Genomic DNA, 15,531 nt, shown 5'->3' with positions numbered 1-15,531 from the left:
GGGGTGAGGGATGTTCCGGGATTCTCTTGAAAGGTGGTGTCGATGAGACTTGATCCGTTCGCCGGGCCGGGGTTCGCGGCGTTGGGCGCGTTGACCAAGGCCGTGGACGACGTGGACCTGCCGGTCGGGTTCGTCGAACTGCTGCGGTTGCGGTGCTCGCAGCTCAACGGGTGCACCTACTGCATCCGGCTGCACGGCGACGCGGCCGTGGCGGCGGGGGAGACGCGCGACGTCTCCTCGTGGCGGACCGACCCGGCGTTCACGGAGCCGGAACGGGCGATGGTGGCGTTGGCCGAGGCGGTGACCCTGGTGCACGACGGGCACGTGCCGGACTCCGTCCTCGACGCGGCCATCCACGCCGTGGGCGAGGTGCGAACACAGCAAGTCGTATGGGTGGCGACCGTCGTCAACGCCTACAACCGGCTGGCGATCAGCGCCCGGCTCGGGTGACGGTGGTCAGCCCTTCAGACCGTCCATCGGGCCGGGCGTGCTGCCGAACGTGCGGGGAGGGTGTGCCGCCGACCGTCGTGCGGGGTGGGCGTGCCGCTGACGGTCGTGTGGGTCGCGGCGGTGGTCGGCGTCTGCAATCGGCTGGCGATCAGCGGTGGGCTCGCGTGATGGTGGTCAGCCCCTCAGGCCGACCACAGGGGCGGGCGTGCCGCCGAACGTCGTGCGGGTGACCACGATCGCGCCGGGGGCGGAGACGAGCCGGACGTCCCGGCGGCCACGCGAGCCCGAGCCGTCGAGGCGGACCGGCGTGGACGTGGGCGGCGAGCCGTCCAACGGCTGCGTCACCACGGTCAGCTCACGGCCGTTGTCCTCGCACGCGCGCACGTAGGTGGTGCGCGTGGTGAGGTCCGCCGTGCGCCGGGGACAGGCCTCGATCGACAGCGGTGTGGTCGCGCCGGTGGTCGGGTCGAGCGCGAGGAGGTCGGTGACCTGACCGGCTTCCGCTTGCTCCACCAAGGGCGTGACGCCGGCATCGGCGCGCACGGTCCACGGTCGTTCCGGCCGGGTCAGCACCCGTCCGGTCTCGGTGTCGAGCAGTCCGTTCGGCACCGCGTCCGGCGTGTCCCGCGCGCCGAACGTCTGGAAGAGCACGACGGCGCCGTCCGGCGTGGCCCGCAGCCGGATGTCCTGCCGCTCGCCGTTCGCGTCACCGCGCCGGACCTCGTGCCGCCACCGCTCCCGACCGGTCGCCTCGTCCAGGGCGGTGACACCCAACGTGTCCGCGCACTCCACCGGCACCAGGACGGTCGTGCGGCCCCAGGCCACCTGCCCGAACCACGACGTGCAACCGGCGGGCGGCGACCAGTGCCACCGAGACCCGCCGTCACCGAGGTCGTAGCCGGTGATCACCTCCTGGTCGCGCACCGTCAACACCCGCGTGCCGGGCATCACCTGGTCGGTCTCCACCAGCACGGACCGGACCACCATCTCGAACCGGGGTGCGCCGGTGTCCGCGTCCAGCACCACCACCGACTGCGCCCTCGTGTCGTGCACGGACCGGAAGGACACCACGACGGTCCGCCGGTCGATCGACGCCACCAACGAGCCGATCGGCGCGCCGGGCCGCGCGTACCGCCACTCCACCCGCCCGTCGGCGCCGTTCAACGCCACCACGGCCCCGTCCCGCGTGGCCACGGCGACCCCGTGCAGGACCGGCACGACCTCGACCACGTCGGCGGGCGGCTGCCAAGCCCACTGCCGCCCACCGGGCTGCTCCACCAAGGGCTCGGCCGGAAACCCCCGAGCATCCCGCGTCTCGGACCGAACGATCACCGCCTGCGCCCCCACCGGCGCCAGGAACGCCGCCACCACGACGACAACCACCGCGAGCACCCCGACGGGCCGAACCCGCCACCCACCGGACCGGGCCTGCCGGGGCACGTGATCGCCGGACGCCACCGGCTCGCCCTCGGTCGATTGCGCTGCATCGTCTTCGGTCGGCTGCGCCTGCGGTCCTGGCCTGGTTCCGGCTGATCCGGCTGGGTGCTCTGCGGCATCCGCGACCGGCGCTTGGTGTTCCGCTGAACTCCGGATCGGCGGGGCAGGTTGCCCTGAGCCGACCGGCGCCGGCTGGTTCACCGGGCCGTCGACCGGCTGCGGGCGCTGTCCTGCCAACCCGATCGCGCCGACCGCCACCGCCAGCGAACCCACCGCCAACACCGGCAGGTCGTCGCCGGTCAAGCCGATCAGCAGATCCGACACCAGGAGCCACCACACCGCGACGGCCGACCCGGCACCCGCGACCGCGGCGAACACCCGGGCCGGGCGTCCGCCGCCCACCGCCAACGCGGCCGCGAGCACGACGCCCACCGCCAACCCGATCACCGTCACGTCCGCCTCCGGCCGGGGCACCCCGCCCGACCGGAACGGCGCCCACGCGGCGCACAACGCACCCACGACCGTCAGGTAGCGCAGCATCTCGGCACCTCCCCGCGTGGGACGGCGAGCACCCGGATTCCGTTCCGCCCCGCCCGGTAATCGGGACGGTGGGCGGTGATCGCGGGCGGTGGCTGCGGGCGGAGGGAGTCGGGCGAGGTGGAGTTGGTCGACCGGCGGCGTCCCGGTGGCGATGGGGCAGAATCTGCCCGGTGAGCACCAACTGGGCAGGCAACTTCACCTTCTCCGCCGCGCGCACCGCGCACCCCACGTCCGTCGACGAACTCCAGGACGTGGTCAGGTCGGCCGGGGCGGCACGCGTGGTCGGCGCGGGGCACTCGTTCAGCACGATCGCCGACACCGACGGCACGCTGATCAGCCTCGACCGGATGCCCGAGGTGTTCGAGGTCGGCAACGGGGCGGTGCGGGTGGGCGCCGGCACGCGGTTGGCCCGCCTCGCCGAACGGCTGCACGCCGCCGGCCTCGCCCTGCCCGCCATGCCGTCGTTGCCGCACATCACGATCATCGGCGCGTGCGCCACCGCCACCCACGGCTCGGGCAACGACATCCCCTCGCTCGCCGGCCTGGTCCGCTCGCTCGACCTCGTCGCGGCCGACGGCACCATCCACACCCTGACCAGGGGAGACGCCGGTTTCGACGGCGCCGTGGTGGCGTTCGGCTCGCTCGGCGTCGTGGTGGCCGTCGAGCTGGACGTCGTGCCGACCTTCAACGTCGAGCAGCGGGTGTACCGGGACATGCCGTTCGACGCCCTGGTCGAGAACGTGGACGCCGTGTTCGGCAGCGCCTACAGCGTCAGCGCCTTCACCACGTGGCAGGGCGTGGCCCACGTGTTCGCCAAGCACCGCACGACCGACACCAGGCACGACCTGACCTGGACGGGCGCGACGCCCGCCACCGAGCCGGTGCACCCGGTGCCCGGCCAGCCCGCCCTGCACTGCACGACCCAGCTCGGCGTCCCCGGCCCGTGGCACGAACGGCTGCCGCACTTCCGCGCCGACTTCACCCCGAGCGTCGGCCGCGAGCTGCAGTCGGAGTACTTCGTGGCCCGCGAGCACGCGGCCGACGCGCTGCGGGCGCTCAACGACCTGTCCGCCGAGATCGCGCCCGTGCTGCTGACCTCCGAGGTCCGCACGATCGCCGCCGACACCCAGTGGCTCAGCCCGGTGCACGAGCGGCCGAGCGTGGCGTTCCACTTCACCTGGCACCCGGACGACGCGGCCGTGCGCGCCGTGCTCCGCAAGATCGAGGCGGCGCTGAGCCCGTGGCGCCCCCGCCCGCACTGGGGCAAGCTGTTCGAGCTGGCCGACCCCGGCGAGCGGTACCCGCAGTGGGCGCGGTTCGCGCGGCTGCGCGACGAGCTCGACCCCACCCGCACCTTCCGCAACCCCTTGATCGACGGCTGGTTCACCGCGTAAGCGCCGCTCACAACCGCGCGAACCGCCGCAGCCCTTCCAGGTCGGGCACGACCACGTCGCGCCGCAGGTGGCTGACCACCACACCGGCCTTGCGCAGGTCGGCGAACGCCTTCTCGGCCGTGCGCGGCTTCATCCCGGCGATCGAGGCCAGCTCCACCTTGGTCAACGGGATGCCGAGCACCCACCCGCCGACCTCCTGGCGGCCGTGCGCGCCGACCAGCTCGGCCAGCACGCGGGCCACCCGCTCGGCGGCGGTGTGCGACAGGAAGTCGCGCCGCCGCCGGTTGGCCCACCGCAGCTGGTCGTCGATGACGCCGATCAGCTCGACGAACCCGTCGTTGCGGCGGTGCAGGAACCCGTGCAGCTCGGCGCTCGTGATCAGCTTCGCCGACACGTCACCGCACGTCACGACGGTCGCCGACCGCGGCTTGTGGTCCAGGGCGGCCAGCTCGCCCACCAGGTCGCCCGCGACCCGCACGGTGAGCACCGCGGTGTCCCCGCTCGCGTCGTTGACCAGCACCTTCACCACGCCTTCGAGCAGCAGGAACACGTGCGTGTCGGTGGCGTCCTGGACGATGAGCTCCCGGTCGGCGGCGTAGCGGACCGTGGTGCCCAGCGACATCAGCTCCTGGCGGCTGCTCTCCCGCAGCCGCGCCAGCAACGTGCCCGGCGGCCACTCCGGCGTCGCCATGTGCTGCCGCGCCGCGGGCGTGCTCGGCTTCGCCGTGGCCAGCGACCGGCCCGCGTCCGCGAACGAGGCGTACCCCCGCTCGAACGACGGATCGGGCCCCACCCCGGACAGCAACGCCTCGCACGCCCGCCGCTGCTCGTCCAACGCCCGCACGGCCGGGTGGTCCGCGCCCAGCGCCGACACCGCCCGCATCGACGCGTCGCGCACCACGTCCAGCAGCCGCTGCGACTGGCCGCGGGTGCCGTCGAGGTGGGCGAGCTCCAGCTCGGCCGAGGCCAGGTTCGACGTCGCGATCACCGAGTGCGGGTGGTCGGCGCCGAGCCGGGTGGCGGTGCGGTCCGCGGCCGACCGCAGGCTGGGCAGGGCGAGCCGGGCCCGTTCGGCGGACCGCCGCACCCTGGCCAGCTCGAACTCCGCCGACGCCAGGTTCGCCTGCGCCACCAGCGCCCGCGGGTGGTGCGCGCCCAGCGCGTTCAACGCCCGGTCGGTCGCGTCGCGCAGGTCCGTCAACGACTCGGCGACCTCCTCGGCGTCACCGTGGTCGCGGGCGATCCGGAACCGCGCGCACATCAGGTTCAGCCGCAGCACGCACGTCTGCGGGTGGTTCGACCCGAGCACCGCCGCGTTGCGCTGTAACGCCAGCTCCAGCGCGCCCGTCTCGCTCGGTTTCGCCCGCTCCACGGCCACCGCCACCGACCCCACCGGGACCGGGTCGGCCACCGGCAGCGGGTCGAGGAAGTCGCCGACCACCTGGCGCAGCGGCGCGCCGCGGCCGAACGCCGTCGTCGGGGGCCTGCGGCGCACCTGGCGCGGCGCGGTCGTGCCCGGCTCGCGCCGACCGCGGGCCACCGACGCCAGCGCCTGCAGGTCGCGCACCCGTGACGCCTCCGGCCCGGTCGGGTCGACCAGCGCCAGCATGGCGATCAGCAACGCGTCCGCGGCGTCGGCGGAGCCGATCCGGGTCAGGGCGGCGGCGCAGCGCAGCAGGCGGTCCACGTCGCGGCGCGCGCTGAGCGCGTCCAGCGACCGCGCCAGGTCCACCGCGAGGCGGCGGGCCGCCTGCCGGTCCGGCGCGGACCGGGCCAGTACTGCTTCGAGTTCGACCATTCGGCTGTTCATCCGGCACCCCAGGTGGTTGCTCGGTCCGCGGTGGCGCGGTTCCTGCGTTCGGACGCCGTGTTCCGGCGTTCGGCCGCGGGGACTCGTGCCGCCGGAGTGGAATCCTCGTCCATAGCGGCGATATCGGTTGCTCCGGGCATTCGTTAGCGCATCCCTGACATTGTTACGGTACGAATGGTCGGATGTCCGAGTGTTATCCGCACTATTGCGGAAAACCGTGCAAGTTTTTTGTCGTAGTGAACCCCGTGCGACCGGTCTTGGGCGAGATCGACCCGCCCTACGGGAGGACCGCTCGGATTTCCGGCCGTGCCGACGCGCATCCGGCGGCCGGGAATGGCCGTGGGGTGCGGCGCCGCGCGCCGGCCGCCGTGGCACAGTGATCGCATGCGGGTGGGGGTGTTGGGGCCGCTGGAGGTCACGGCGGACGGCACGGCGATCGAGGTCGGCGGCGCCAGGGTGCGCGCGCTGCTGGTCCGGCTGGCGGTGGCCGCCGGCCGGGTCGTCACCACCGAGGAACTCGCCGACGCGCTGTGGCCGGACGACCGCCCGGCCGACGAGGTGGCCGCGGTCCGGTCGCTGGTGTCCCGGCTGCGCCGCGCCCTGCCCGCCGACGTGCTGCGGTCCGCGCACGGCGGCTACCGGCTCGACCTGCCCGCCGACGCCGTCGACGCGCTCCGGTTCGACCGGCTCGCCCGCGAGGCCAGGGCCGCGCTGGCCGCGGGCGACCCGTCCACCGCGCGCCGGCTGGCTGCGGAGGCGGTGGCGCTGTGGCGCGGACCGGCGTTGGCCGACGCGGCGGGCGCGCCGTTCGCGGTCGGCTACGTCGCGGGCCTCGACGAGACGCGGCTGGCCGTCGTGGAGGACCGGGCCGCGGCCGACCTGGCGTGCGGCCGGGCCGAGCACCTGGTCGCCGAGCTCACCGACCTCGCCGCCCGCCACCCGCTGCGCGAACGGCTGCAAGCCCTGCTGCTGCGCGCCCTCGTCGCGACCGGCCGCCCGGCCGAGGCCCTGGTCGCCTACGAGGAGGTCCGCCGCCGGATCGCCGACGAACTGGGCGCCGACCCCGGCCCCGAACTGCGCGAGACGCACCAGGAGATCCTCCGCGCCGAACCCGCCGACCAGCCGCGCGCCGGCAACCTGCGGCTGCCGCTGACCAGCCTGGTCGGCCGGTCCGCCGACGTCGAACGGGTCGCCGGGCAGCTCGCGGGCCACCGGCTGGTCACCCTCGTCGGACCGGGCGGCGCGGGCAAGACCCGCCTCGCCACCACGGTCGCGGCCCGGCTGCCCGGCGGCGCGTGGCTGGTCGAGCTGGCCCCGGTGACCGACCCGGACGACGTGGCGCCCGCCGTGCTCGGCGCGCTCGGCCTGCGCGACCAGCGCGCCGTCGACCGGCCCGTGGCGCCGGTCGACACCATGACCCGCCTGGTGGACGTGCTGTCGCGCACCGAGGCCGTGATCGTGCTGGACAACTGCGAGCACCTGGTCGACGCGGCGGCCCGGTTCGCCGAGGAGCTGCTCGGCCGGTGCCCGAGGCTGCGCGTGCTGGCCACCAGCCGCGAACCCCTCGGCGTGTACGGGGAGGTGGTCAGCCCGGTGCCGCCGCTGGACGGTGACGCGGCCGTGCGGCTGCTCGCCGAACGCGCGGCGGCCGTGCGGCCCGGCTTCGCCGTGACCCCGGACAACGCCGGGACCGTCGCGGAGGTGTGCCGGCGGCTGGACGGGCTCCCGCTGGCGATCGAACTGGCCGCCGCCCGGCTGAGGTCGCTGTCGGTCGAGCAGCTGGCCGCCCGCCTGGACGACCGGTTCCGCCTGCTCACCGGCGGCAGCCGCACGGCCATGCCCCGGCACCAGACGCTGCGCGCGGTGGTGGCGTGGAGCTGGGACCTGCTGTCGGAGCCGGAACGGGACTTCGCCGGGCGGCTGGCCGTGTTCCCGGCGGGGCTCGACCTGGAGGCCGCCGAACGGCTCGCCGGCGCCGACGCGTTCGACCTGCTCGCGGCCCTGGTCGACAAGTCGCTGGTGCAGGTCGTGGACGGCGCCCGCTACCGGATGCTGGAGACGATCCGCGAGTACTGCCTGGAACGGTTGGCCGAGGGAGGTCGGGTCGCCGCGGCGCGGGCCGAGCACGCCGAGTACTTCCGCGACCTGGCCGAGACCGCCGAACCGCACCTGCGCGGCAAGGAGCAGCTGACCTGGATCGCCCGGCTGGAAGCCGAGCGGGACAACCTGATCGCCGCGCTGCACTTCGCCGCCGACAGCGGCGACGCGGACACGGCCGTGCGGCTCGCCGCCGCGATGGGCATGTTCTGGACCATGCGCGGCAACCGGGCCGAGTCGGTGCCGTGGCTGCGCCTCGCGCTGTCCGTGCCGGGCGACGCGCCCGCGCCGGCGCGGCAGGTCGCGTCCGCGTTCCTGCTGGTCAACAACGCGGTCACGGGCGGGTTCACGGACATCGACCACCACATCGCCCGGCTCGCCGAGCTGGTCGCCGAGTCCACCGGCGAGGAACACCCGGTGCTCGTGCTGCTGGAGCCGATGCTCGGGCTGTTCCTCGACGACGCGGAACGGGCGTTGGCGGCGGTGGACCGGCGGCTGGAGGTGCCCGACCCGTGGGCGCGGGCCGTGCTGTGGATGGTGCGCAGCGCGGTGCGGGAGAACGAGGGCGACCTGCGCGGCGCGCGGGAGGACGTCACCACCGCGATCACCGGGCTGCGCGAGGTGGGCGACCGGTTCGCGCTGGCGCAGGCGTTGACCGGCGCGGCCGAGGCGCACCTGGGCTTCGGCGAGCCCGAGGAGGCGATCGCGGCGCTGGAGGAGTCGATCCGGCTGCTGTCCGAACTGGACGCCGACGACGACGCGGCCCACGAACGGATCCTGCTGGCCACCGCGCGCGTGCAGCTGGGCGACGTGGCGCGGGCCCGGGCCGAGTGCCTGGCGTTGACCAAGCCGACGTCGCGGCCGTGGTCGGCGCGCGGTGTCGCGTTCGCCTGGCTCGTGCTCGGCGACCTGGCCCGGTACGAGGGCGACCTGGCCGACGCGGAACGGCAGTACGACGCCGCGCGGGAGTCGCTGCGGGGCGAGCCGTTGGTGGTACCGCAGTTCCACGCGCGGATCCTGACCTCCCGCGCGCACCTCGCCGTGGAACGCGGTGACCGCGAGGCGGCCGTGGTGGCCGTCCACGAGGCCTTCGAGCAGGCGATGTCGGCCAAGGACATGCCGGTCCTGGCCAGGGTCGCGGTCGCCCAAGCGGCCGTGCAAGCCCACTTCGGCAACCCGACCGACGCGGCCAGGGCGCTGGGCGCGGCCGAGCAGCTGCGCGGCGCGCCCGACGCCCGCAACCCCGAGGTGGCCCGCCTCGTCGCCCGCCTGCGCGCCGACGTGGGCGACGCCGCCTACGACCTCGCCCACGCCACCGGCGCGGCCCTCGACCGCGCCGACGCCATCGCCCTGATCCGACCCGACACCTGACCACCACGTCACGGGCGCCCGACCCGGACCACGAAAGCCCACACCCACCGCACGCGCGTCCAACATCCGGAACGCGCGTGCCCCGCGTTCGGACCACCCGGTTCGAACGCAGGGCACGCGAGACGGAGACCGCGGGTCAGGCGCGACGGCGGTAAGCCTGCACGGCCAGTGGCGCGAACACGGCGACGAACAGCGCCGACCACGCCACCGTCCACGCCACCGGACCGGCCACCGGGCCACCCACCATCAGGCCGCGCGCCGCGTCCATCACGTGCGTCACCGGGTTGATCTCGACCCACGACCGCAACCACCCCGGCAACGTCTCCGCCGGCGCGATCATGCTCGTGCCGAACGTCAGCGGGAACATCACCAGGAACCCGATGCCCTGGACCGCGCCCGAGGTCCGCACCAGCATCCCCACCAGCACGAACGCCCAGCTCACCGAGAACGCGAACAGGATCGCCAGCAGGCACGCCGCCAGCGCGGGCAGCACGCCGGTCTCCACCCGGAACCCCATCAGCGTGCCGAACGCCAGCAGCGACACCACCGCCACGACGTACCGGATCAGGTCACCCAGCACCGACCCGATCAACGGCGCGGACCGGCCGATCGGCAGGCTCCGGAACCGGTCGAACACGCCCTTGCCGATGTCGGTGTTCAGGTTCACCCCGGTCGCCATCCCGCCGAACATGGTCGTCTGCACCATGATCGCGGGCAGCAGCAGCTGCAGGTACTCGTGCGTGGACCCGGACACCGCGCCGCCCAGCAGGTACACGAACAGCACCACGAAGATCACCGGCTGCAACGTCACGTCCAGCAGCTGCTCCGGCGACCGCATCGTCTTGATCAGACTCCGCCGGGCCAACGCCGCGCTGTGCCGCACGAGGGCGAACGGCCGCGGCGCCTCCGCCGGACGAGCCACCACCGGTGAAGTCGTCACCGTCGTCATGCCGCCACCTCCGTGTGCTCACCGGTCAACGTGAAGAACACCTCGTCCAGGCTCGGCAGCCGCAACGACAGCTCCGTCACCGAGATCCGCCGCTGGTCCAGCCGCCGCACGACCTCAGTGAACGCCGCGTCGCCGTCCACCGGCACGGTCACCACACCCCGCGCGGTCGACTCCGGCTGGTGCCCGGACACCTCGGCCAGCACCGCGGCGGCGTCCGCCAGCCGGGCCGGGTCCGCGGGCCGCACCAGCACGGTCTGCCCGCCAACGATCCGCTTGAGCGCCGCGGGCGTGCCGTGCGCGATCACCCGCCCGTGGTCGATGACCGAGATCTCGTCGGCCAACGCGTCCGCCTCCTCCAGGTACTGCGTGGTCAGCAGCACGGTCGCGCCATCGGCCACGAGCGTGCGCACCACGTTCCAGATGTCGTCCCGCTTGGCCGGGTCGAGCCCGGTAGTCGGCTCGTCGAGGTAGATCACGTCGGGTCGGCCGACCAGGCTCGCGGCGAGGTCCAGCCGCCGCCGCATGCCGCCGGAGTAGGTCTTGACCGGCCGCCCGCCCGCCTCGACGAGCTCGAAGTCGCGCAGCAGCTCGGCGGCCCGCGCCTTGGCCTGCGACGTCCGAAGGTTGAGCAGCTGCCCGATCAGCACGAGGTTCTGCACACCGGTCAGGTCCTCGTCCACCGAGGCGTACTGCCCGGTCAACCCGATCAGCCGGCGCACCCGCGCCGCGTCCGACACCACGTCCAGCCCGCCGACGGCGGCACGTCCGCCGTCCGGCCGCAGCAGCGTGGCCAGGATTCGCACGGCGGTCGTCTTGCCCGCGCCGTTCGGCCCGAGCACCCCCAGCACGGTCCCGGGTCGCGCGGCGAGGTCGACGCCGGCCAGCGCGGTCGTCTTGCCGTACCGCTTGACCAGGCCTTCCGCCTCGAATGCGTACTCCATGTCCGTTCCCTTTCCCTGTTGTCCGGGGACGACGGTCCGGGACGGACATGTCATCGGGCGTGCAGACGCGTGTCACGACGCATGTCACGGACGTGCCGGCCGGCGGTGGTCGCACGCCGGTCCGGCACGCCGGTCGGGCGGCACCGGGGCGTTCACAGACGTTCGCAGGCGTTCCGGGCCGTTCCGCCTCCGCCCGCCGGCACCGACAGGACCGGTCGACGTTCCACTTCCCGAAGCGGAACGCGCTCGTTCGGTTCTGCGCAGGCTGTCGCTGGGTCATCCTGTGCCCCTCGAAAACCCCCGGTCAGCGGTGATCCGTTCCGGGGACCGACCTTGTCGACGCGCCCGTCCGCTGCTGACCTGTCCCGAGCCCGATCTTCACCGCAGGAGGACTCCTCGATGACCGTTGCCCACGACGATCCCCACGTCGCGCGGCTCTTCGAACAGATGGCACGGCTCGTCCAGGACGGTGTCGGCGACCCGCTCGACCTCCACGAGCAGCTGGTCGAGCTGGCCGTGGCGAACTCACCGGACGTCGCCCGGTACTGGAAGCAGGTGGGCGTGGGCGTCGGCGTGCCCGACACCGCCTACAAGGACGGAGGTCCGCACCTGTTCCCGGACGCGCCGGTGGTCCGGGTGTTCCGCACCAGCGGAACGACCGGGAGCACCCGCGGCACCGTCCGCTACTCCGCGCTCGGCCTGGAGCTGAAGGGGCTGGCCGTCGAGGCCAACGCCCGGCGGCACCTGCGGCCCGTCGACGGCGTGCGCCCGGTGGTCCTGGCGTTGGTGCCGTCCGAGGAGGCCGCGCCGGAGATGGCGATCGCGTTCGACATGGTGCGGATGGCGCGGACGTGCGGCGACCCGCGGCTCAGCACGGCCGTGATCGGCGCGAACGGGGTGGACTTCGACCTGCTGGCGCGGCGCCTGGACGCCGCGGTGGCCGAAGGCCTGCCGGTGGTGCTCATCGGCGGCACCTTCGCGTTCGTCAACGTGTGCGACGCGTTGGAGGCGCAGGGCAGGCGCTGGGAACTGCCACCCGGCTCGCAGATGTGGGACGGCGGCGGGTTCAAGGGCCGCTCGCGGGTCATGCGCGTGGACGAGCTGCACGCGGCCGTGCGCCGGGTCTTCGGCATCGAGCGGCACGGCAACATCTTCGGCATGACCGAGCTGGCCAACCAGCTCTTCGACGCCTCCGACACCCCGGTCGGGCCGCTCGGCGAACGCCCCAAGGGCAGCCACCCGGCGGGCGGTCCCAAGGTCCGCGACCCCCGCACGCGCGAGCACCTCGCGGAGGGCCGCGGCCTGCTGGAGATCACCGACCTGTCCTTGCTCGACCGGCCGCACGTGCTGCTCACCGGCGACGTCGGCATCGCCGGGCCGGAGGGCGTGGCGATCGCGGGCCGGATCGCGGGCAGCAGCCGCGGGTGCTCGCTGACCCTGGACGAGATGACGGGAGGCGCGGCATGAGCGTGTCGTGGACGCCGGGGTGGCTGACGGCCGGCGGTGTGCCGTTCACCCTCACGTCGGGCCCGCACGAGTGGCGCGGCGTGCGACCCGCCGACTGGGCCGCGGTCGGCGACGGGCTCCGGACCGCGCACGAGGAGCTGCGGCGGCTGCCCGTGCGGCGGATCGTCGAGGCCGTCGACGCGGTCGCGGACCTGTGGGCCAAGCGCGACTTCACCGCCCGTCGCGCCGCGGTCCGCAACGCGGCCCTGGTCACCGGCATGTCGGAGGAGACGATCGACCGGGCGCTGGACGCCGAGCTGGGCACCCTGCGCGCCGACTCGCTGCTGGCCGCGCTCACCCGGGAGCTGGGCGACCCGGAGGTGCTCGACGGCTTCCGCGGCGGCACCACGGCGATCGGGCCGCGCACCGTGCTGGCGGTGTTCTCCGGCAACGTGCCGGGCCTGCCCGCGCGGTCGCTGGTGCGCGCCCTGCTGGTGAAGGCCTCGGTGATCGCCAAGGTCCCGGCCAAGGAGCCGCACTTCACCGCCGCGTTCCTGCGCACCCTGCACGACGTGGAGCCGGTGCTGGCCGACGCGGTCGTGGCCACCTACTGGGACCGCGCCGACGAGGCCACGCTGGAGGCGGCGCTCGGCCAGGCCGACGCCGTGATCGCCTACGGCGGCGACCAGGCGTGCGCGGCGATCCGGGCCAAGGTCGGGCCGCACCAGCTCTACGAGGAGCACGGGCACAAGCTGTCGTTCGGCATCGTCGGCGCCGAGTACGCGGCACGGCTCGGCGCCGCCGAGGTGGCGCGCCGGATCGCCGCCGACTGCAGCGACTTCGACCAGCACGCGTGCCTCTCGCCGCAGGTCTACCTGGTGCAGCGGGAGCACGCCCGCGCGATCGCCGAGCACCTGGCCGCGGCCATGCGGCGGGAGGCGCGGGACAGCCCACCCGGGACGATCGACGCCCAGGACGCCACCGTGCTGCAGCACCGCAGGCTCGTCGCCGAGTGGCGCGCGGCCACCTCGGACGACAGCGAGGTGTGGGCGCCCGAGGGTCTGGAGTGGACGGTGGTGCTGGACGACGCGCTGCGGCCGCTCAGCGGCGCGGGCAACCGGGTCGCGCGGATCGTGTCCGTGCCGGACGTGGCCTCGGCGGTCGACGCGATGCGCCCGTTCGCCGGGCACTTCCAGAACGTCGGCCTCGGCGCGGTCGGCGAGGAGTTCCGGCGGACCGCGCGCGAACTCGCCGTGCTCGGCGCGAGCCGGGTGACCGCGCCCGGCGAGATGACCAAGCCGTCCATGGTGTGGCGGCACGACGGGCAGCCGCGCATCGCCGGCCTCGTGCGCTGGTGCGACGTCGAGCTCCACCCGGAGCTCGGCAGACCTTAGCCCCGCCCGGGGTGACGAATCCGCCGTGCCCCGCTCGCGGGTGGGCTGCGGCCATCCTCTGGGAGGATCAGCAATGTCGGTGACGGTGGGCGGCGCGCCCGGCGCGCTGGGGGAGAGAGACCTCCGCAGGTTGGCGGAAACCGTGGCTTTCGTGCGGGACCGGAGCACCGGCGACGCGCTGGCCGCGGTGTTGGGCGGCGATCCACCCGCGTCCGTCTTGCGCCACTTGGAGTTCGCGCACGCCGCGGTGCTCGTCGCCGTGGCGGAGCCGTCGGACGTGGTCGGGGCGCTGGCCGAGCTCGGCGTGGACGCGCGGGAGCCGTGCCCGAGCGTGGTGGTGCGCGACCGCCTGCGCGTCCGGACCGGGCGGGATCTCGACCTGCTGATCGTGCGCGGCGCCGTCGCCGGCAGCGCGCGCGAGGTGGAGCTGTTCGTGGTGCCCGGGGGATCGGCGTTGTCCGAGGCCGACCGGGACGCCGAGTCGCACGTGGCGTTCCGCGTGACCGGCGACGACGACGTGCTGCTGCGCGGGGTGTGCGGGACGTTGCAGGACGCGGGCCTCACCGCGGACGGCGGCGGCTACAACGACCACGAGCACGCGACGATGCTCTACTTCCGCGGCCCGACCTCGGCGCGGCTGGAGCTGAGGGTCCCCGGCCGGCGCACCGCGCTGCTGGAGCGCCACGTCGGGCGGCCCGACCAGCCGCGGCGCTCGATGCTCGACCTGATGACGGGCGCGTGGCGCACCCGTGCGGTGGCCGTGGTCGCCGAGCTCGGGATCGCCGACCTGCTCGCCGACGGTCCGCTCGGCACCGCCGAGCTGGCCGCGCGCACCGGCTGCCGTGCCGACAAGCTCCGCCGCGTGCTCGCCTTCCTCGCCGCGCTGGGCGTGTTCCGCCGGGCCGGCGAGCAGTGGTCGTTGACCGAGGTGGGCACGATGCTGCGCGCCGACGCGCCCGGCTCGCAACGGGACCTCGCGCGCATCTACGGCGGCCTGTTCTACCGGTCGTTCAGCGGGCTGGAGCACACCGTCCGCACCGGTGAGAGCGGGTTCAGCCACGTGTACGGCGCGCAGCCCTTCGAGCACTTCGCCGCCCACCCGGCCGACGCGCGGCTGTTCGAGGGCGCGATGGCGGCGGGCACGACCTTCCTGGAACTGGTGCCCGGCCTGCTGGACCTGCCCGCCACCGGCACGGTGGTCGACGTGGCGGGCGGCGACGGCAGGCTGCTCGACCTGGTGCTGACCGCCGCGCCCGGCCTGCGCGGGGTGCTGTTCGACCGGCCGCACGTGGTCGGCGCCGCGGCCGACGTGCTGGCCGGCCACGGCGCACGGGCGTCGGTCGTCGCGGGCGACTTCTTCCACGACCCCGTGCCGCCGGGCGGCGACCTCTACCTGCTGTCCCGGATCCTGCACGACTGGGACGACGAGCGGTGCTCGGTGATCCTGCGCAACGTGCGCGCGGCGATGCCGGAGGGCGCGACGCTGGCCGTGGTGGAGCGGCCGATCCGGGACGACCCGCGCACGCTGCTGCCGCTGGCGTTCAACGTGCACATGATGGTCAACACCGTGCAGGGCGGCGAGCGGACCACCGAGGAGCACCGGAGGCTGTTGGCCGCCAACGGCTTCGCGCTGGAGGACATCCGCGAACTGCCGCTGGACATGGCGGTGCTGGTCGCCCGCGCCACGGTGTGAGCGCTCTCA

General features: G+C 74.5%; 10 protein-coding genes. 6 read left to right on the top strand and 4 right to left on the bottom strand.

Annotated elements, in window-relative coordinates:
- Positions 1–42 precede the first annotated feature (42 nt).
- A complete protein-coding gene (locus tag ACZ7GX_RS21720; protein WP_498778971.1) occupies positions 43–450 on the top strand; it encodes a carboxymuconolactone decarboxylase family protein in 408 nt (135 codons plus the stop codon).
- Positions 451–624: 174 nt separating this feature from the next.
- Here the strand turns inward: ACZ7GX_RS21720 and ACZ7GX_RS21715 are convergent, their stop codons facing one another.
- Positions 625–2,427, bottom strand: coding sequence for an outer membrane protein assembly factor BamB family protein (locus tag ACZ7GX_RS21715; RefSeq protein ID WP_498778969.1), 1,803 nt, complete (start codon positions 2,425–2,427; stop codon positions 625–627).
- A 170-nt stretch (positions 2,428–2,597) separates the two neighbouring features.
- On the opposite strand from ACZ7GX_RS21715, the gene ACZ7GX_RS21710 reads away from it, so the two are divergent.
- Positions 2,598–3,821 carry an FAD-binding protein gene (locus tag ACZ7GX_RS21710; protein ID WP_498778968.1) on the top strand — a complete coding sequence of 408 codons (1,224 nt, stop codon included), beginning with the start codon at positions 2,598–2,600 and terminating at the stop codon, positions 3,819–3,821.
- Between the two features lie 7 nt (positions 3,822–3,828).
- On the opposite strand, the gene ACZ7GX_RS21705 is transcribed toward ACZ7GX_RS21710, so the two are convergent.
- On the bottom strand, positions 3,829–5,631 hold the full coding sequence (locus tag ACZ7GX_RS21705) for a Crp/Fnr family transcriptional regulator (RefSeq protein WP_498778966.1): 1,803 nt from the start codon (positions 5,629–5,631) through the stop codon (positions 3,829–3,831).
- Positions 5,632–6,015: 384 nt separating this feature from the next.
- Between ACZ7GX_RS21705 and ACZ7GX_RS21700 the strand changes: the two genes are divergently transcribed.
- A complete protein-coding gene (locus ACZ7GX_RS21700; RefSeq protein ID WP_498778965.1) occupies positions 6,016–9,099 on the top strand; it encodes an ATP-binding protein in 3,084 nt (1,027 codons plus the stop codon).
- Between the two features lie 136 nt (positions 9,100–9,235).
- Here ACZ7GX_RS21700 and ACZ7GX_RS21695 read toward each other — a convergent pair whose 3' ends face one another.
- Positions 9,236–10,048, bottom strand: coding sequence for an ABC transporter permease (locus tag ACZ7GX_RS21695; RefSeq protein ID WP_498778964.1), 813 nt, complete (start codon positions 10,046–10,048; stop codon positions 9,236–9,238).
- Positions 10,045–10,989 (bottom strand): ATP-binding cassette domain-containing protein, encoded by a 945-nt coding sequence (locus ACZ7GX_RS21690; protein WP_498778963.1) that lies wholly within the window; start codon positions 10,987–10,989, stop codon positions 10,045–10,047. The genes ACZ7GX_RS21695 and ACZ7GX_RS21690 overlap by 4 nt, the downstream gene beginning before the upstream one ends.
- 399 nt (positions 10,990–11,388) lie before the next feature.
- On the opposite strand from ACZ7GX_RS21690, the gene ACZ7GX_RS21685 reads away from it, so the two are divergent.
- From ACZ7GX_RS21685 to ACZ7GX_RS21675, 3 genes are all read left to right on the top strand, one after another.
- Positions 11,389–12,456, top strand: coding sequence for an acyl-CoA reductase (locus ACZ7GX_RS21685; RefSeq protein ID WP_498778961.1), 1,068 nt, complete (start codon positions 11,389–11,391; stop codon positions 12,454–12,456).
- On the top strand, positions 12,453–13,829 hold the full coding sequence (locus ACZ7GX_RS21680) for an acyl-CoA reductase (RefSeq protein WP_498778959.1): 1,377 nt from the start codon (positions 12,453–12,455) through the stop codon (positions 13,827–13,829). Before ACZ7GX_RS21685 ends, ACZ7GX_RS21680 begins: the two co-directional genes overlap by 4 nt.
- 73 nt (positions 13,830–13,902) lie before the next feature.
- A complete protein-coding gene (locus tag ACZ7GX_RS21675; RefSeq protein ID WP_498778958.1) occupies positions 13,903–15,522 on the top strand; it encodes a methyltransferase in 1,620 nt (539 codons plus the stop codon).
- Positions 15,523–15,531: the final 9 nt, after the last annotated feature.

This window comes from Actinosynnema sp. NPDC037264 (assembly GCF_055603705.1).
Note: the sequence above shows the minus strand (reverse complement) of the source record. Positions and strands in the feature narration are given on the sequence as shown.